Annotated in this window: 15 protein-coding genes; 9 read left to right on the forward strand and 6 right to left on the reverse strand. The window is 69.1% G+C overall.

The genetic code is table 11. The features are described 5' to 3' along the window. Nucleotides 1–95: 95 nt before the first annotated feature. The 3 genes from IEY87_RS03290 to IEY87_RS03300 all read right to left on the reverse strand — a co-directional run bounded on the left by IEY87_RS03290 (nt 96) and on the right by IEY87_RS03300 (nt 3,744). Nucleotides 96–1,466, reverse strand: coding sequence for a UDP-N-acetylmuramoyl-tripeptide--D-alanyl-D-alanine ligase (locus tag IEY87_RS03290; RefSeq protein WP_225276884.1), 1,371 nt, complete (start codon nt 1,464–1,466; stop codon nt 96–98). Between the two features lie 5 nt (nt 1,467–1,471). Further along, nucleotides 1,472–2,428, reverse strand: coding sequence for a D-alanine--D-alanine ligase family protein (locus IEY87_RS03295; RefSeq protein WP_189136940.1), 957 nt, complete (start codon nt 2,426–2,428; stop codon nt 1,472–1,474). Between the two features lie 236 nt (nt 2,429–2,664). Continuing rightward, a complete protein-coding gene (locus IEY87_RS03300; RefSeq protein WP_189136941.1) occupies nt 2,665–3,744 on the reverse strand; it encodes a tartrate dehydrogenase in 1,080 nt (359 codons plus the stop codon). A 148-nt stretch (nt 3,745–3,892) separates the two neighbouring features. Between IEY87_RS03300 and IEY87_RS03305 the strand changes: the two genes are divergently transcribed. The 5 genes from IEY87_RS03305 (at nt 3,893) to IEY87_RS03325 (ending at nt 9,071) form a co-directional block, all read left to right on the forward strand. Next, nucleotides 3,893–4,792 (forward strand): LysR family transcriptional regulator, encoded by a 900-nt coding sequence (locus IEY87_RS03305; protein WP_189136942.1) that lies wholly within the window; start codon nt 3,893–3,895, stop codon nt 4,790–4,792. Nucleotides 4,793–5,007: 215 nt separating this feature from the next. Further along, on the forward strand, nt 5,008–5,994 hold the full coding sequence (locus IEY87_RS03310; RefSeq protein ID WP_189136943.1) for a phosphoglycerate dehydrogenase: 987 nt from the start codon (nt 5,008–5,010) through the stop codon (nt 5,992–5,994). Nucleotides 5,995–6,159: 165 nt separating this feature from the next. After that, nucleotides 6,160–6,891, forward strand: a complete 732-nt coding sequence (locus IEY87_RS03315; protein WP_225276790.1) for a quinone oxidoreductase family protein — start codon at nt 6,160–6,162, stop codon at nt 6,889–6,891. A gap of 25 nt (nt 6,892–6,916) precedes the next feature. Next, nucleotides 6,917–8,137, forward strand: a complete 1,221-nt coding sequence (locus tag IEY87_RS03320) for an FAD-dependent monooxygenase (protein ID WP_189136944.1) — start codon at nt 6,917–6,919, stop codon at nt 8,135–8,137. A 43-nt stretch (nt 8,138–8,180) separates the two neighbouring features. Beyond that, complete coding sequence (locus tag IEY87_RS03325) at nt 8,181–9,071, forward strand: TIGR03564 family F420-dependent LLM class oxidoreductase (protein ID WP_189136945.1); 891 nt, start codon at nt 8,181–8,183, stop codon at nt 9,069–9,071. 100 nt (nt 9,072–9,171) lie between these two features. Here the strand turns inward: IEY87_RS03325 and IEY87_RS03330 are convergent, their stop codons facing one another. From IEY87_RS03330 to IEY87_RS03340, 3 genes are all read right to left on the reverse strand, one after another. Further along, a complete protein-coding gene (locus IEY87_RS03330) occupies nt 9,172–10,194 on the reverse strand; it encodes a LacI family DNA-binding transcriptional regulator (protein ID WP_189136946.1) in 1,023 nt (340 codons plus the stop codon). An 87-nt stretch (nt 10,195–10,281) separates the two neighbouring features. Continuing rightward, entirely contained in the window at nt 10,282–11,736 is a 1,455-nt protein-coding gene (locus IEY87_RS03335) for a non-reducing end alpha-L-arabinofuranosidase family hydrolase (RefSeq protein WP_372462237.1), read from the reverse strand. Nucleotides 11,737–11,917: 181 nt separating this feature from the next. Then, nucleotides 11,918–13,399: an endo-1,4-beta-xylanase gene (locus IEY87_RS03340; protein ID WP_189136948.1), complete on the reverse strand. Its 1,482-nt coding sequence runs from the start codon at nt 13,397–13,399 to the stop codon at nt 11,918–11,920. A gap of 1,175 nt (nt 13,400–14,574) precedes the next feature. Here IEY87_RS03340 and IEY87_RS03345 point away from each other — a divergent pair. From IEY87_RS03345 to IEY87_RS03360, 4 genes are read left to right on the forward strand one after another with little or no spacing between them, the layout of a single operon-like run. After that, nucleotides 14,575–15,558 carry an ABC transporter permease gene (locus tag IEY87_RS03345; RefSeq protein ID WP_189136949.1) on the forward strand — a complete coding sequence of 328 codons (984 nt, stop codon included), beginning with the start codon at nt 14,575–14,577 and terminating at the stop codon, nt 15,556–15,558. Beyond that, complete coding sequence (locus IEY87_RS03350) at nt 15,555–16,478, forward strand: ABC transporter permease (RefSeq protein WP_189136950.1); 924 nt, start codon at nt 15,555–15,557, stop codon at nt 16,476–16,478. The genes IEY87_RS03345 and IEY87_RS03350 overlap by 4 nt, the downstream gene beginning before the upstream one ends. After that, a complete protein-coding gene (locus tag IEY87_RS03355) occupies nt 16,475–17,362 on the forward strand; it encodes an ABC transporter ATP-binding protein (protein ID WP_189136951.1) in 888 nt (295 codons plus the stop codon). Before IEY87_RS03350 ends, IEY87_RS03355 begins: the two co-directional genes overlap by 4 nt. Then, the gene (locus IEY87_RS03360) at nt 17,352–18,173 is read left to right on the forward strand and encodes an ATP-binding cassette domain-containing protein (protein ID WP_225276789.1); all 822 of its coding nucleotides are present in this window, start codon (nt 17,352–17,354) and stop codon (nt 18,171–18,173) included. The genes IEY87_RS03355 and IEY87_RS03360 overlap by 11 nt, the downstream gene beginning before the upstream one ends. Nucleotides 18,174–18,195 lie beyond the last annotated feature (22 nt).

Genomic DNA, 18,195 nt, shown 5'->3' on the forward strand with positions numbered 1-18,195 from the left:
CGGCCAGGGTCTTCTCCGGACCGGATGTAGGTGTTACGCGCCGACGCGCCGACGCGCCGACGGTCAGGCGGTCAGGCGGTCAGGTGGTCAGGCGGTCAGGCGCCGGCCAGCGCACGGGCGCAGGCGCTGAGCCCGATCTCGCTGGAGGCCTTGACGAGCACCACGTCTCCCGGCTCGACGAGCGCGGTGGCCAGCTCGATGGCCCCCGCCACGTCTTCGACGGCATGGACCGCCACGCCCTGGCCCGCGGACTCCGCCGCTCTCGCCATCGCGAGCGGATCTCCGGCTCCGACCGCGATCAGCACGTCGAAGCGCAGGTCGGCGACGAGCCGGCCCACGTCCGCGTGCCGGGCGCGCGAAGCCTCCGCCTGCTGCCCCATCGCGCCGAGCACGGCGACGGTACGACGAGCGCCGGCCAGGGCCTTGACCGCCCGCAGTCCGGCCCGCATGGACTCGGGGTTGGCGTTGTAGGCGTCGTTGACGACGGTGATGCCGTCAGGTCGTTCGACGATCTCCAGACGGCCGCCGGAGCGCCGCCGCGCGGCGTTCAGCCCATCGGCGATCTCGGCGACGCCGAGGCCGAGCGCGGTGGCGACCGCGGCGGCGGCCAGGGCGTTGCTCACCTGGTGCTCGCCGATGAGGTCGAGCTCGACCGGGGCGCGGCCGGCGGGCGTCACCAGCTCGAACGCGGGTCGCGCCCGCCCGTCCAGCCGCACGTCTTCGGCGCGCACCGGCGCCTTCGCCGACCTGCCGTACAACAAGATCTGGGCCTTGGTGCGGCCGGCCATCCCCATGACGTACGGGTCGTCGGCGTTGAGCAGGGCGAACCCGTCCGCCGCGACCGCCGCGACCAACTCGCCCTTGGCTTCGGCCACGTCGGCCTGCCCGCCGCCCATCCGCTCCACGTGCGCCGTGCCGACATTGAGCACCAGCCCGACCTGGGGCGGGGCGATCCCGGTCAGATACGTCAGGTCGCCCTTCCGGCCCGCGCCCATCTCCAGCACCAGGTAGCGGGTGCCGGCGTCGGCCCGCAGCACGGTGAGCGGCAGCCCGAGTTCGTTGTTGAACGACCTGTCGGTGGCGACCGTCGCCGCGTGCCGTTCGAGCACCTGGGCCAGCAGGTCCTTGGTCGTGGTCTTGCCCACGGAGCCGGTCAGGCCGATCACGGTCGGCCCGATCCGTTCGAGCACGTGCTTGGCCAGCAGGCCGATCGCGAGCTGGACGTCCTCGACCACGAGGGTGGGCACGCCGGTGGGCCTTGAGGCGAGCACGGCGACGGCGCCGTCCGCGACGGCGGCCGCCGCGTAGGCGTGCCCGTCGACGCGGGCGCCGGCCGTCGCGACGAACAGGCCGCCGGGCACCACCTCGCGGGAGTCGACCGCCGAGGGCGCCGTCACCAGGGCCCGCGGGTCGCGCACGTCGTGCGGGCTCGCGCCGACGACCCGCGCGATCTCGCTCAGCGTCATGGGGGTCACGAGCCGCTCCTGGTGAGCGCCAGGTCGATGAGGCGGCGCAGCAGGTCCGGGTACGGGACACCGCTGGCGGCCCAGGCCCTGGCGTAGACGGAACGGGAGGTGAAACCGGGCATCGTGTTGATCTCCAGCACGTACAGGCGTCCCGTGTCCTGCTCGTACAGGAAGTCGACGCGGGACAGGCCGTAGCCGCCGATCGCCCGGAACGCGCGCAGGGCCAGCTCGCGTACGTCCTCGGCCACACGCTCCGGCAGCACGGCGGGGATGGTGGCGATCTCGGCAGGGCTGAGGTATTTGGCCTCATAGTCCAGCCAGTCCCCGGGCACGATGAGCTCGCCGGGCACCGAGGCGTCCGGAGTGTCATAGCCGCCGAGCACGCCGCAGATGAGCTCGCGCGCGATCACCTCCTGCTCGACGATGACCACCCGGCCGTAGGTCAGCGCCAGGTCCACGGCCGCGCACAGGTCCTCCATGGAGGTGACCCGCGAGATGCCGATGGAGGAGCCCATGGCGGCCGGTTTGACGTACATCGGCCAGTCGAGCGGCTTCACCAGACTCCAGGGGTCGGTGGTGGCGTGCCATTCCTGCTCGGTGAACCACACATGCGGGGTGACAGGAATGTCCTCCGCCAGGAACGCGCGCCGCATCGCGACCTTGTCCATGGCCACGGCCGAGGCGAGCACGCCGCAGCCCACGTACGGGATCCCCAGCGTCTCCAGGTGACCCTGGACGACGCCGTCCTCGCCGAACGGCCCGTGCAGCACGGGGAAGACCACGTCCGCCAGATCGCGCCGCAGCTCCACCGGCCACCTGCCCTGCCGGTCGATGATGACGGGGACGGGCTCGTACCGGTCCTTCGGCAGAGCGTCGAGCACCGCCTGCGCAGACTGCAGCGACACCTCGTGCTCGGCGGACGGCCCTCCCGCCAGCACGGCCACGCGCATGCGTTCAGTCACGATCGATCAGCCTTCCTCAGTGGCGCGGAGACAGCCGGACCCGCCGCTGGGGCACAGGCGCCGGTCAACGCCCTTCACTGTCGGCCGATCGTGTCCCCGCCTCGTCAGCGCCGTGTCATGGTTGTGTCACGGTCGCCGCCGGCCGCCGGATCGTCCTCATCCGGCCGGCCCGGCGAGGAGCCCTGACCACCAACTCGTTGGGCGTGGCGATGGCGGTCGGGCCGCCGCCCGACGGCTCAGGGGGCCTGGAGGCGTTCCGCGATCGCGGTTCCCAGTTGGCCGGTGGTGGCGCTGCCGCCCAGGTCAGGGGTCTTCGCCACCGACCCGTCCACGAGAATGTCCTCGATCGCGGCGACGATGGCTTCGCCGGCGGCGTGCTCCCCGAGGTGGTCGAGCATCATCGCGGCGCTCCAGATCTGGCCGATCGGGTTCGCGATGCCGCGGCCCGCGATGTCGGGCGCCGAGCCGTGTACGGGCTCGAAAAGGCTGGGGAAAGTCCTTTCTGGATTGATATTGGCACTGGGCGCGATGCCGATCGTGCCGGCACAGGCCGGACCGAGGTCGGAGAGAATGTCGCCGAACAGATTGCTGGCCACGACGACGTCGAAAAGGTCGGGGTGGAGGACGAAATTCGCGGTGAGAATGTCGATGTGATACTTGTCCGCACGAATTTCCGGATACTGCCCGGCCATCGTCTCCGCGCGTTCGTCCCAGTAGGGCATCGAGATCGAGATCCCGTTGCTCTTCGTCGCCCAGGTGAGATGCTTCTTCTCGCGCTGTCGTGCGAGCTCGAAGGCGTATCGGAGGACGCGATCCACGCCTATCCGTGTCATCACGGTCTCCTGGAGCACGGTCTCCCGGTCGGTTCCCTCGAAGATCCGTCCGCCGATGCTGGAGTACTCACCTTCGGTGTTCTCCCGCACGACGTAGAAGTCGACCTCCTCCGGCGTTCGATCGCGCAACGGGCTGACCACCCCGTGCAGCAGGCGTACCGGCCGGAGATTGACGTACTGGTCGAACTCACGCCGGAACTTCAGCAGACTTCCCCACAGCGAGACGTGATCGGGGACCACCTCGGGCCAGCCGACCGCGCCGAAGAAGATCGCGTCGAACCCCACGAGGGTCTCGTGCCAATCCGGGGGAAGCATCTCGCCGTGCGCCTGGTAATACGCGGCGCTGGCGAAGTCGAACTGCTCGGTCTCGACGGTGAAACCGTAGAGCTCCGCCGTCCGGCGCAGGACACGCAGGCCCTCCGGCACGACTTCGACGCCGATCCCGTCACCCGGGATGACGGCGATGCGATAACTGCGAGACATGGATCCGTACCTTCTTCGCTGATGGGGGTCACCGCCGGTCACCTGACCGGCCTGGATCATCACCGTACGCAGGTCGTCACCTCGGACCTAGGGTCCATCGAGGAAGGTAGGCTTTCGCTCCAGGAAAGACGGGTGGCGGAGGTCGGCTGTGCCGGAGTCTGTCGACGACCTGAGATTCTTCACGGTCGTCGCCGCGAGCGAGACGCTGACGGCGGCCGCACGCGGGCTGGGGTGTTCCCTCCCTGTGGTGAGCAAGCGTCTCGCCGCGATGGAGCAGCGCCTCGGTGTGCAGCTCGTTCGTCGTGGCACCCGTAAGCTGGCGCTCACGTCCGAAGGAGCCGTTCTCGCGAAGGGGATCGGCCCGATCCTCGCCGATGTCCAGCGGCTGGAGGAGGAGATCTCCGGCGGCTCGGGGGACCTGCGGGGGTCGTTGGTCGTGGAGTCGACCCTCGGGTTCGGACGGGCGCATGTCGGCCCGCTGCTGGGGGAGTTCGGCGCGCATCATCCGCATCTCGACGTGCAGCTGACCACGACGCCCCTTCCGGTCAGCCCGCATCGGCGGGAGTTCGACGTGGCGATTCACGTGGGTCCGCTGCCCGACTCGACCCTGCGGATCAGGCGGCTCGCGGAGAATCGGCGCGTGGTGTGCGCGTCCCCGGCATATGTGCGTGAGCACGGCGCGCCCAGCACGGTGGACGAGCTCGCCGACCACAACTGCATCCTGCTTCGCGAGAACTACGGTGACTACGCGCTGTGGCGTTTCGGCCGCGGCTCGGAGGAGTTCCGCGTCCGGGTCAACGGCACGTTGTCCAGCAACGACGGCGACATCGTGACCGGCTGGGCACTTGAGGGCCGCGGCCTCATCATGCGCTCCACCTGGCAGGTGGCCCCCTTGCTGAAGGACGGGCGGCTCGTGCGGGTGCTGGCGGACGTGCCCACCCCCGCCGCGGACGTGTACGCGCTCCACACCGACACCGATCATGTCCCCGCACGGGTGACGGCGGTCCTGGACTTCATGAGTGAACGACTGCCTGAGCGGCTGGGCTGAGCTCGATCTGGTGAAAGGTGACCTTTCGCCGGCGGGGGTTATCCCGTCGAGGTCCCGCCATTACATTTCTGCGAGTGCCGTCACGGCCACGCCGGCGACCGCTGCCTTCGTCTCCGCCGCTTCCGCTGCTTCCGCTACCTCCGCCTCCGCCTCCGCTTCCGCTACCTCCGCTTCCGCTGCCTCCGCTGTCTTCGCCGAAAGTGAGTGCTCGACCGATGTCCCGCATCCTCATCACCACCGACTACCTCAAGCCGGGCGATCCGGTCGACGTGTACGTGCGCGAGCATGGGCACGAGACGGTGCACGCGCCGCTGCGCGGGCGTCGCGATCGCGACGAGCTGGTCGGACTGCTCGACGGTGTCGACGGCGCGCTCATCGCCAACGAGCCCATGACGGCCGACGTCCTCGCCGCGGCGCCGACCTTGAAGGCCGTCGTACGGTCGGGGGTGGGCTACGACTCGGTCGACGTCGCCGCAGCCTCGGAGCTGGGGATCCTGGTCAGCAACCTGCCGGGCATCAACGCGAACGCCGTCGCGGAGTTCACGATGGGGGCGATCCTGGCCTCGTCAAGGCGTCTGGTCGAGCTGGCCGTGGGCGTCGCCGAAGGCCGCTGGCCCCGTACGGACGGACACGAGCTGCGGGGATCGACACTCGGCCTGGTCGGGTTCGGCGCGGCGGCACGCGCGGTGGTGCCGCTGGCACGCGCGTTCGGGATGACCGTGCTGTGCCGCACCGCGATCGCACCGGACCCCGGCGCGCCAGCACCTGACGTGGAGTTCGTCGACCTCGACACCCTGCTCTCCCGCTCTGACGTCGTGTCCGTCCACACCGCACTGACACCCGCCACCCGCCACCTGATCGATGCCCGGGCCCTGAGCCTGATGAAGCCGGCCGCACTGCTCGTCAACACCGCACGCGGGGCGATCGTCGACGAGAACGCGCTGGCCGCGGCCGTCCGCAACGGGGCCATCGCCGGTGCCGCCCTCGACGTGTGCGAGGTCGAGCCGCTCCCGCAGGACAGCGTGCTGCGCTGTGTCGAGGGCATCACGGTGTACTCGCACATGGCCGGCCAGACGGTGGAGGCGCGTGAGGCCGCCGGGCGCGAGGCCGCCGTCGAGCTCGTCAACGCTCTCTCCGGCAGACCGGCCTTCCGCGTCAACGACCCCTCGGTGCACCGGTTCCGCGTGACCCTCCGGGAGTGATCGTGCGGTGCCGGTTGACATGGTTTGCATTGCCAACCATTATGAAGTGGTTGGCAAAACAAACCAATTTCCGGAGTTCACCATGCACGCTGCTGTCATCCCCGCCCCTGACGCGACGCCCGTCTACCGCGACCACCCCGACCCCTCGTCCCCGGCGTCGACGGCGTGGTACGCGACGAGGAGGGCAACCTCCGCTACGTGGTCCTCGACGACACCGCTCTGGGGACGTTCGCCGACCGGACCCTCATCGACCCTCGCCGCAGCGTGATCCTGCCCGACGGCATCGACCCCGTGCGGATCGCCGCCGCGATGAACCCCGCCATGTCGTCCTGGATCGCGCTGCGCCGCCGCGTCGACTTCCACGCCGGTCAGCGCGTCCTCGTCCTCGGCGCCACCGGCAACGCCGGACGGATGGCCGTCCAGATCGCCAAACTGTTCGGCGCCGCCCACGTCATCGCCGCCGGCCGCGACACCACCCGACTGAAGGCGCTGGCCGCGCTCGGCGCCGACGAGACGATCACCTTCGACCAGATCGGCCGCGCGGCCGACGTCGACGTGGTCATCGACTACCTGTGGGGTGACCCCGCCGCCGGCGCCCTGATCCCGATGCTCACCCTCCGTGCCGACCGCACCGCCCCGCTGGCCTGGATCCAGATCGGATCGATCGCCGGCCAGACCGCGCCGATCCCCTCCGCGGCCCTGCGCTCCGCCCGCGTGCAGATCGTCGGCAGCGGCATCGGCTCGGTCCCCGCCCGCGACATCCTCGCCGAGTTGCCGGAGCTGGCCTCGGCGGTGGCCGCGGGCTCGATCGACGTACGAGCCCGCGCCGTACCCCTCGCAGAGGTCGCGCGGGCGTGGACCGCCGAGACCGACGACCGCATCGTCTTCGTCCCCTAGCCGGCCCATCCGAATGGAGGAAGCCATGACTTCGTTGAGCAGCAGCAGGAAGCGGGCCCTGGTCGTGGGGCTCGGCGTCAGCGGCATCGCCACGGCGATCGGCCTCCGGCGCATCGGCTGGGAACCGGTGATCGTGGAAAGAGCGCCGGGCCGTCGATCGGGCGGTTACTTCGTCATGTTGTTCGGCGCCGGCCAGGCCGCGGCGCGGCGACTCGGCATTCTCGACGCACTCCCCGACCGATCGCCGTCCGGCTGCATCACCTACACGGTGGATCGCCACGACGTCCGCCGACCCGGCCTGGGGTTCGGGGATCTGCCGGTCTCGCCGCGCATGATGCTCCGCGGCGACGTGGAACGGGCCGCGTTCGCCGCGCTCCCGGACGACGTGGAGATCCGCTACGCGACGACCCCCACCCACATCGAGCAGGACGCCGCCGGCGCCGAGGTGACGCTCGAACACGACGGTGGATCCGTGACCGAGCGATACGACCTCGTCGTGGGCGCCGACGGGCTGCGGTCCACGGTCCGGCGTCTCGTCTTCGGCCCGCACGACAGATTTCTGCACCGGCTCGGCTACATGATCGCGGCGACGACGCTGCCTGGCCCGGTCGGCGGGCTCTCCCCGCACGAGGGGGCCTGTCTTCTCGAGACGGGCCGGGCCACGTGGGTCTTTCCGTTCGCCGACCACCCGCCCACCGTGCTCTTCTCCTACCGCACCGACGACGTCGACGCCGAGTTCATCGGCCCGCCCGCCGAACGGGTCCGCGCCGCGTACGGGCCCCAGCTCACGGGCCGGCTGCTCGGCGAGGCGCTCGACGCGCTCGACGCCACCGACGCGTTCCTGTTCGACTCGGTGGAGCAGCCCCGCATGGACACCTGGTCGCACGGCCGGGTCGTGCTGGTCGGCGACTCCGCCTGGTGCCCCAGCCTGTACGCCGCCATGGGGATCTCCGCCGGGCTCGCCGGAGCCGACCTGCTCGGCACCATGCTGCACCGTCACGCCGGCGACATCCGCGGCGCGCTGCACGCCTGGGAGGCACAGCTCCGCCCGCACATGTCCTACTACCAGGCCAACGGTGTCGAACAGCGGCATTTCTTCACCCCGGGCAACCAGCGGCAGATCGCCCTGCGGCCCCTCATCGCGCGCGGCCTCCAGCTCCCGGTGATCGGTAACGGCCTGCGCTCCCTGCGAAGCAACAACAGGTCCATCCGGGAAAGGGAGCTGGACATCGCCCACGTCGGCTGACAACGGCCAGGAAGTTCACTGTCGACAACCTTGGGGTGATTTGATGCGTATTTCAGTGTTCGTAGATGAGATGGGGCCGTCGCTGGAGGCGGTCGTCGATCAGTTTCAGGGCGCGGCCAAGGCGGGCTTCGCGGGGGTGTGGGTGGGTCAGCGCACCGGCCGGGACGCGCTGACGACCCTGGCTGTGGCCGGGTGCCGGACGCCGGGGGTCGAGCTCGGTACGGCGGTGGTGCCTACCTATCCCCGGCACCCTCTGGTTCTGGCGGCGCAGGCGCTGACCGTGCAGGAGGTCGTGGGCGGGCGGCTCAGTCTGGGTCTGGGGGTCAGCCACCGGCACATCATCGAGGAGCAGTACGGGTATTCCTTCGACCGGCCCGCCCGTCACCTTCGTGAGTATCTGTCCGTGCTGGTTCCGCTGTTGCGGGGGGAGAGCGTCTCCTACGGGAGCGAGACGCTCACGGCCGTGGGTGCGGTCGACGTGGCGGTGGCCCCGCCGTCGGTGCTGGTCGGGGCGCTCGGTCCGGCGATGTTGCGGGTGGCCGGTGAGCTGGCCGATGGCACCGTCACGACCTGGGCCACCGCGTCCGCGCTCGCCGAGCACGTCGTGCCGGTGATCACCAAGGCGGCGGGCGCAAGGACGCCTCGCGTGGTGGCCAGCACCGTGGTCTGTGTCACCTCCCGCGAGGACGATCACCGGGCGTGGGTGACCGAGAACTTCGCGATGGTCGGGCAGCTGCCCGTCTACCGTGCCATGCTCGACCGCGGTCATGCCGCCGGCCCTCAGGACACGGTGATCATCGGCGACGAGGCCGTTGTCGAACGTCAGATCCGCCGGTTGTTCGACGCCGGCGCGACCGAGCTCGTGGCGGTGCTGCTCGGTTCCGAAGAGGAACAGGCCCGGACCACCGCACTCCTGGCCGCCCTGTCCGGATAGGGCCGCCGGACCACCGCGCTCCTGGCCGCCCTGTTCGGAAAGGGGCCGTCTGACCGTTCACGTGCACGGCGGACACCACGCTTCGGGGCCGCGCCTCGGCTCAGGCGGGTGGGAGGCTGGGAGGTGCGGTGCTCTCGCGGACGATGAGTTCGGTGGCCAGCTCGACGCGGCTCTGGGACAGCGGCTCGCCCTGGCTCAGCGTCAGCAGCATCGAGGTGGCCGCGGCGGCCATCTCGGTGAAGGGCTGGCGGATGGTGGTCAGCGGCGGGATGGCCCACCGTACCGTCGGCAGGTCGTCGAAGCCGACCACGCTGAGATCGTCCGGGATGCGCAGGCCGAGCTGATGGGCCGCGTGGTAGGCGCCGATGGCCTGGCCGTCGTTCGTGGCGAAGATCGCGGTCGGCCGGTCGGGCAGGCGGAGCATGCGGTGGGACTCGGCCAGCCCGCGCTCGATGAAGAAGTCCCCTCGGCCGATCAGCTCGGGGTCGACGGGCAGGCCGGCCATGTCGAGGGCGGTCCGGTAACCGTCGAGCCGGGCCCGGCTGGCCAGCGCGGAGTCGGGCCCGGTGATGATGGCGATGCGGCGGTGCCCGAGCTCCAGGAGGTGGCGGGTGGCCGTGAGCCCGCCGTTCCAGTTGCCGGCGCCGACCGACGGGATGTTCCGCGCGGGGGCGCCGGCCGGATCCAGCAGGACCAGTGGGATCTCCGCGCGGGCGAGCTGTTCGTGCTGGGGCTCGGTCAGGCCGGAGAACACGGCTATCACACCGCTCGGGCGGTGCCGCAGCACGCGCTCCAGCCAGGCGTCCGCGGCGGCGCGGTCGCGGCGCAGATCCGATAACCCCACCGTGAGGTCGTGCTCACGCGCGACCTGCGCCACCCCTTTGGTGATCTCGACGGGATACTCGCCCTCCAGCGCGTGGAAGACCAGCTCCACCAGGGCCGTCGGCGTGGAGCGGCGGCGCTGGCGGCGGTAGCCGTGCCGGCGGATGAGCTCCTCCACGGCGGCGCGGGTTTCGGATGAGACCTCGGACCGGCCGTTCACGACCTTGGAGACCGTCGCGGTGGAAACGCCGGCCAGCTCGGCGAGCTGAGCAATGGTGAGACGGGACGACTCCGTGGTCATGGCGGCAGTCTAGTCACGCGGTGTGGGGCGGCCCGCAATGCCGGGGCCGCCCCGAAACGGTGTCCGAGCCGGACCCGTGTCACGCCGTCAGCGCTGCAGCGTCAGCACGCCCGGCCGGTAGGGCAGGAGGCCGTAGTCGCCGCCGGAGCCGGGGTTGCGTCCCTGGTAGAGCAACTGCAGGTTGCAGGGATCGACGGTCATGGTCTGATCGGCGTTGCTGCGGACCAGTTCGCCGTGGCTGATGTCGTTGGTCCAGGTGGCGCCGCTGTTGGCCTTGCCGGCGAAGGGATTGCTCTCCGTCGCGGCCTGCGGGGTCCACGAACCGTTCAGGCTGGTGGCCGTGAACGAGCGGAAGTAGCGGCCCTGCGCGCCGATCGCCTCGACGAGCATGAGGTAGCGGTTCTGGCCCTGGAGCTTGTAGACCTGAACTCCTTCGAACAGGTTGTTCGTCGAATCGCTCATGATCACCGTCGAGGTCGTGCCGAAGCTGCCCGGGAAATTCCCGATGGGCATACTGGCCCGGTAGATCTTGCCGTTGTCCCCGGCGAAGAACAGGTACATGTTCGTGCCGTCACCGATGAGGGTCTGGTCGATGGGTCCCGTCCCGGAGCCGGAGATGCTTCCGGAGAAGAGCACCTGCTCCGATGACCAGCCGTTCGCGTTGGTGGGGTCGCTGGAGGTCCGGTAGGAGAAGGCGGTGCCGCCCCACTGGTAGGCGAGCACCCAGAGGTTCCTCGGGGCGAAGTAGAAGAGCGTGGGCGCGACGGTGGAGGCGGACATCGTGTTCTGGCCGGCCGAGCCCATGTCGGACCAGTTGGTGAAGGGGCTGAAGTTCATCGAACCCCATCGCGTGCCCGTGTCGTGCGTCGTGGCGTAGACGAGATGCCTGCCGTTGTAGGGGGCGACGGTGAAGTCCTTGAGCGAGACCCAGCCCGACTTCGGGTTCGCCAGCGGGCCGGTGGACGTCCAGCGGTACGTCGACGGCAGATCGCACGCACCGGGGTCGCCGCCGCCGCCGACCTGGACGAGTCGCCATTGCTGGTTGGCGCCGCCCCAGTCGTCATACTGGACGATGTTGGCGCCGTCGGCGGTGGAGGCGCCCTGGACCTCCAGGGCCTTGTTGCTGTGGCGCGAGATGAGCCGTACATGGCCGTCCGAGCTGTCGGCCGGCCGCCACTGCTGGTTGGTGCCGTTGAGGTCGGCCCATTGCACGATCGCGCCGCCGTTGGCGGTGGAGAAGTTATGTACGTCCAGCACCTTGCCGGAGTGGCGGGACGCGATGCGGTAATAGCCGCCGCCGGCGTCGACGAACCGCCATTGCTGCTGGTTCTGGTCGTTCCTGGTCCACTGGGTGATGCGGCCGCCGTCGGCGGTGGACAGGTTGTACACGTCCAGGGCCTTGCCGCTGTTGCGGTTGACCAGGACGTACCAGGCGTTGGTGTCGATGGTGGCCGCATGGGCGGACTGCGCCTGAAGGGCGACGAACAGGCTCGCCAGTAAGGCGGCCACCGTCGCGAGGACGGCAAGGGGTCTGGATTTCACCGTGTTCTCCGATTCACTGTTCATGGTCAGGAAACAAGGCGCGTTAGCGCTAACATTCAAGCTCCGAACGGGCCTGCTTTCACGTTCCGAACGGGCCTTCCCTCGGCCTTTCGCGGGGCCGAGGGAAGGTGACACCGTGGTGCGGCCGGGGCTCAGGCGTCGGGCGCACGGGAGGTGAAGCTCACGCGGTGCTCGCGTTGTAGGTCCACTTCTGGTTGTTGCCGCCCCAGCAGCTGTACAGCTGCAGCCCCGTGCCGTTGCCGGTGCCGGCGCCGACGGCGTCGAGGCACAGCCCGGACTGTACGCCCACGATCGTGCCGTCGGAGTTGACGCGCCACTTCTGGTTGTCGCCACCCCAGCAGGAGTAGATCTGGACCCTGGCGCCGTTGGCCGTGCCCGCGGCGTCCAGGCACTTGTTGCCGTACACCTTCAGCTCCCCTGCCGAGGTCCGCGTCCACTGCTGGTTGCTCTGGCCGTTGCAGTCCCACAGTTGCACCGCGGTGCCGTCGGTGGTGCCGGCGCCGGGCACGTCCACACAGCGGCCGGAGGCCGTGCTCGTGATCTGCCCGTTGCCGGGGGTGGGCGTCGGGTCCGGATCCGGGTCGGGGTCCGGGTTCGGGTCCGCGGCGTTGAGCGCGTTGAGGACCGAGGTGTAGGCGGCCTTCTTGTTGCCGTTGCGGTCGAAGAGCAGGGGGCTGGTGTTCTCGCCCAGCCAGGAGTCGCTGTCGCGGACGCCCCACACGGTGATGCCCGTGCAGCGGGGGACGGCCAGGCAGTCGTTGGTCACGTTGGCGTAGGTGGTCGCCGAGCCGCCCTGGATGTCCAGCTCGGTGATCTGTACGTCGACGCCGAGGGCGGCGAAGCTCTGGATGGTGGTGCGGTAGTTGCTGGTGTAGGGGCTGTTGCCGTTGAAGTGCGACTGCAGGCCGACGCAGTCGATCGGCACGCCGCGCGACTTGAAGTCGCGGACCATGTTGTAGACGCCCTGGGTCTTGGCCCAGGACCAGTTGTCGATGTTGTAGTCGTTGTAGCAGAGCTTGGCGGCCGGGTCGGCGGCGCGTGCGGTGCGGAAGGCGACCTCGATCCAGTCGTTGCCGGTGCGCTGGAGGTTGGAGTCGCGCCGGCCGCCGGAGTTGCCGTCGGCGTAGGCCTCGTTGACCACGTCCCAGGCGTAGATCTTGCCCTTGTAGTGGTTCATCACGCCGTTGATGTGGTCGATCATCGCCTGGCGCAGCGAGCCGCCCGACATCGACTGCATCCAGCCCGGCTGCTGGTTGTGCCAGGCCAGGGTGTGCCCGCGCACCCGCTTGCCGTTCTGCACGGCCCAGTTGTAGACCCGGTCGCCGGCGCTGAAGTTGAACTGCCCCCGGTTGGGCTCGGTGGCGTCGATCTTCATCTCGTTCTCGGCCGTCACCATGTCGAACTCGCGGTTGGCGATCGTCGTGTAGGCGGAGTCGCCGAGCTTGCCGGAGGCGATGGCGGTGCCGAAGTAGCGGCCGCTCTGGGCGGCGGCCGCGCCGAGCGTGCTCGCCGCGGCATCGGCCGGAATCGCGGTCGCCAGTGCCGTGATCAGGCTGAGTGCGCCGAGCGCGCCGGTGATCAGCGCCCGGCGCGCCCCGAGCGGCCGTCGGGCGGTGGGTGGGGACGTGGCGTTGACACGCATGTTCGAGCCTCCGTAAGCGAATCATGGGGACAGGAGTGCGCGGGACACACCCGCAGACCGAAGTCACGCCCCGGTGGGGACGCACATCGCGTCGGGGCGGCAGTCCCCCCGTGGCACCACCGAGCCGGTAGGGGAGATCACCTCGGGCCCTTAGTGTGGGAATCCCACCGAAAATTGTCAAGGATGTAATGAAAAGTTTCGGTGCCGTCCTATCCGGCTATGCCACGTATGCAGGCCAGGCACCCGGCTTGACAGCTTGAAACTTTCGGCCGAGTTTGCCGAGCCAAGGCTTGCATGAAAGTTTCAGGCTGACGTTCCCGCTGATCGGCCGCGTTTCGACCCGATGATCCGAGATGAGCGCGCCGGGGCGCCACCGCCGCCGACCGGCTGCATGTTAAGGAGCTCTTGACAGTACGTTTCCGCCGCTTCTACCGGCGCCAGGCCCGAAGGGGGCTCGGCCGGTCGGCGGTTCGTTAGCGCTAACAGTGGAGAGGTCAACCGATGCGGCGGCGTGAACCGCCTACGGGAAGGTGCGCGGGCAGCTGAGCCTGGGCGCGGCGCGGCCATGTCTCATAGTACGCAATGTGAACTCTTTGTTCATCATACGTAACGTCAACGCCCCTGTCTACGATCGAGTGAGGCCGCCGATAGGCGTCGGCGGGCCGGCGGGTCGTGGATCGTCCCTGGTCAACGCCGCCTTCTTGCGCTCCGTAGCCGCCGAGGCACGGGTAAGACCCACCCTGAGCGTCGGTGCGATGCCCCCTCGCGTCGTTCGGCATCCGATGTCAGGCGAGCGTGCCAGTCGAAGATCTCTCTGTGTTCGACATATGCAACCCTCCTTTCGCCATACGGAAGAATAATCAGAGTTTATTCACCGCCTCGTCGAGAACGCCTGCAAGAGGCTTACATCCGTGGTCATAGGCCTGGAGAGAGGTGCGACGTCGTGATGGGACTCGCTCTTGACGTCGATGCTCCGTCACTTTATGTTCGTATTCCGCGCAGTGAGATCGTGAAATGAACAAAAATACGGAACCTCGTGGAGATGCGATGAGGAGCGATCCCCCGCCAGAAGCCGACGACAGCATCGAGCCCGGCGAGTAGAAGCACATCGCGTTGACCGTCCCTCGAGGTGCCGGCCTCGGCGCGACAACGCACTAGAGCGCAAGGAGTCACCGATGAAGGCAGGGCTTCTCCATTACGGCAGATTGCTGCTGTCGTCGTTCATTCTTTTCATCGTCGTCATCACGGTGCTGTTCTTCCTGCTCGAACTCGCACCCGGCGACCCGGTTCAGGCTCTCGTGGGCGACGTGCCGCTCACCGAGGAGTTCCGCGAGCGCATCATGGCGGCCTACGGCCTGGACAAGCCGCTCTGGGAGCGTTACCTGATCTACCTCGGCAACGTGCTCAGGGGTGACCTCGGATATTCGTTCGCCACCAACGCCGAGCCGGTCCTGGACATTATCCTCAGTCGTGCGGGCAACACGCTCGCCATCGCGATGCCCTCCTTCATCCTGTCCACCCTGGGCGGGATCGTGCTGGGATCGATCGCGGCCCGCACGCGGAAGCGCTGGCTCGACGGCGGCATCTCGGGCATCGCAGTCGGCCTGTTCTCCATTCCGAACTTCTGGTTCGGCATGTTGCTGATCATGGTGTTCTCGATCACGCTCGGCTGGCTGCCGACGCATGGCAAGAGCCCGTACGGCCAGCCAGGCATCTACTGGGAGTACATGGTGCTACCGATCATCACGATGGCCACCACCGAGCTGGCGTACAAGGCCCGGATCGCGCGTTCGGCGGTGATCGAGTCGCTGGGGCAGGACTACATCGACACGGCGCGGTCGAAGGGACTGTCGTCGCGGCGGGTGCTGTGGCGGCACGCGCTGCCGAACGGCCTGCTGCCGCTGGTCACGGTCTCGGGCTACAGCCTGGGGTTCATCCTGGCGGGCTCCGTGCTCGTCGAGCGGGTGTTCGGCTGGCCGGGGATGGGGTTGCTGTTCGTCGACGCCATTGAACGGAAGAACAACATGGTCGTGCTCGGGATCACGATCATGCTCACCATCACGATCATCATCGTCAACATCATCACTGACGTGATCTACGGGATCGTCGACCCCCGGCTCCGCGCCCGGCTCGCGCCCAAGCAGGAGGTGACGACATGACCCGTCAGGAGACACGTACGACAGGGCCGTCCTCGCCGGCGCCGGACGCGCGCACCGCCCCGCTCGCCGTGCGGGAACGTTCCCATGGCGGGCAGGGCGCGGCCTGGCGCGCGTTCCTGCGCCGGCCCTCCACCCTGGTGTTCCTCCCGCTCGTGATCATCTTCGTGCTCGTCGCGGTGATCGGTCCGTTCTTCGTGACCGACCCGGTGGCGACCAGCTTCCCGAAGCTGCTCCCGCCCAGCGCGGAGCACCCGTTCGGCACCGACATGCTCGGCCGCGACTACCTCGCGCGCGTCGTCTACGGCGGGCAGATCTCGCTGCTGGTGGGCTTCAGCGTCGCGGTGCTGTGCATGACGTTCGGGCTGATCGTCGGCGGCCTGGCGGGATACTTCGGCGGCTGGATCGACACCGCCATGGTCAAGATCGCCGAGTTCTTCCAGGTGCTCCCCGGCCTCGTGCTCGCGCTGGTCGCGGCGGCGGTGCTCGGCTCCAACATCGTCATCGTCGGCGCGCTGCTGGCGATCACGATGTGGCCCGGCGTCGGCCGCATCGTGCGGGCCGAGGCGATGCGGATCTCGAAGCTCGGCTACGTCGAGTCGCAGAAGGCGGCCGGTTTCCACAGCCTGCGCATCCTCTGGTCCGACGTGATCCCGAACGCCATGCCTCCCGTGCTCGTGGCCACGACCATGACCGTGGGGCGCGCGATCCTGATCGAGTCCGGTCTGGCGTACATCGGGGTCGGCGACCCGAGCAACCCGAGCTGGGGCGGACTGCTGAACGAGGCGCAGTCCTACATGCGGGACAGCTGGTGGCTCGCTCTCCTGCCCGGCACCTGCATCTTCCTCGTCGTGCTCGCCGTCAACATGCTCGGCGACGCGCTCAACGACGCGTTCAACCCGACGATCGGGAGGGTCAAGTGAACGCTCCTCAAGACGAGGCGCCGCTGGTTTCGGTGGAAGGGCTCCAGGTCGTACTTCCGACAGGGGAGCGCAGCGAGGTCGAGGCGGTCCGGCGCGTGGACCTGGTGATCAGGGACGGTGAACGGGTCGGTGTCGTCGGGGAGTCCGGATCGGGGAAGTCCGTCACGGGACGATCCATCGCCGGACTGCTGCCGACCTCACCGCGGGTACGGGTGAACGGATCGATCCGCATCTCGGGGCAGGAGATGGTCGGCGCGCCGCCCGCGGCGTGGGACGAGATCCGGCGCAGCCGCGTGGGCATGATCTTCCAGGACCCGCTGACGTTCCTGAACCCGACGATGCGGGTCGGCAGGCAGGTCGCCGAGTCCATCCCGCCGGGCCGGGAAGGCGACGGCTCCGCTCGGACCCGGGCGGTGCACCGGTTCCTGGAGCAGGCGGGTCTGGAGCGGCCCGAGCAGGTCGCCGCCAGGTTTCCGCACGAACTGAGCGGCGGGATGCGCCAGCGCGTGCTGATCGCGATCGCGATCGCCAAGCTCCCTGCTCTGATCATCGCCGACGAGCCGACGACGGCCCTCGACGTCACCGTCCAGCAGCGCGTGCTGAAGACCCTCGACACCACGGTCGCCGACCTGGGCACCTCCTTGATGCTGATCTCGCACGACCTCGCCGTCGTCGCGAACATGACCGACCGCATCTACGTCATGTACGGCGGCCGCGTCGTCGAGGAGGGCGCCACCGAGCAGGTGCTGCACGAGCCACGGCACGCCTACACCCAAGCCCTGTTGCGCAGCGTGCGCAGCCTGACAGATGACGGCGTGGAGCTCTACTCCATATCGCCCGAGCTGCGGCGACAACTGGCCGAGGAGGCCGTCGATGCTTCTTGAGGCCAAGAACGTCTCGAAGACCTTCCGGTCGGGACGGGGAACGGAGACGGTGCACGCCGTCCGGGACGCCACGCTGCGCGCCAGGCCGGGCGACTTCGTGGCGATCGTGGGGGAGAGCGGCAGCGGCAAGAGCACGCTGGCCCGCATCCTGCTCGACCTGATCCCACCCAGCTCCGGCGGGGTCGAGCTGGACGGAGTGCCGATCTCGGCGATGACGAAGAAGGAGCGCGTCCAGTACCGGCGCCACGTGCAGGCGGTGCTGCAGGACCCCGCGGGGTCGCTGAACCCCCGCAAGCGCGTCGAGCAGACCGTCGGCGAGGTGATCCGGTTGCACCGCATCGCCACGACCCGCGTACAGGTGCGCGAGAAGGTTCGCGAGGCGCTGCACCTGGTCGGCCTGAACCCCGCCGAGGAGTTCCTCGACCGCTTCCCCCACGAGCTCAGCGGTGGTCAGCGCCAGCGCGTGCTCATCGCCAGGGCCGTCGCGCTGAATCCGCAGATCATCGTGGCCGACGAAGCCGTTTCCGCGCTCGACGCGTCGGTGAAGGCCGGCGTGCTGCGGGTCATGGCCGACCTGAAGGACCGGCTCGGCGTCGGCTACGTCTTCATCACCCACGACCTCCCGGTCGTGCGGAAGGTGGCCGACTACGTCTATGTCATGCGATCGGGCGAGATCGTCGAAGAGGGCGCCAAGGAGGCCATCTTCGCCGACCCGTCGCACCCGTACACCCAGACCTTGCTGGCAGCCGCGCCGGTCCTGCACCGGGCGCGCTCCGATCGATCACTGGACAGCACGGCCCGCGAGGTCTGAGGACCGGGCAGAGAGGCAGAAG

The organism is Nonomuraea glycinis (genome assembly GCF_014646515.1).
In the GTDB taxonomy this organism is placed as follows: Bacteria; Actinomycetota; Actinomycetes; order Streptosporangiales; family Streptosporangiaceae; genus Nonomuraea; species Nonomuraea glycinis.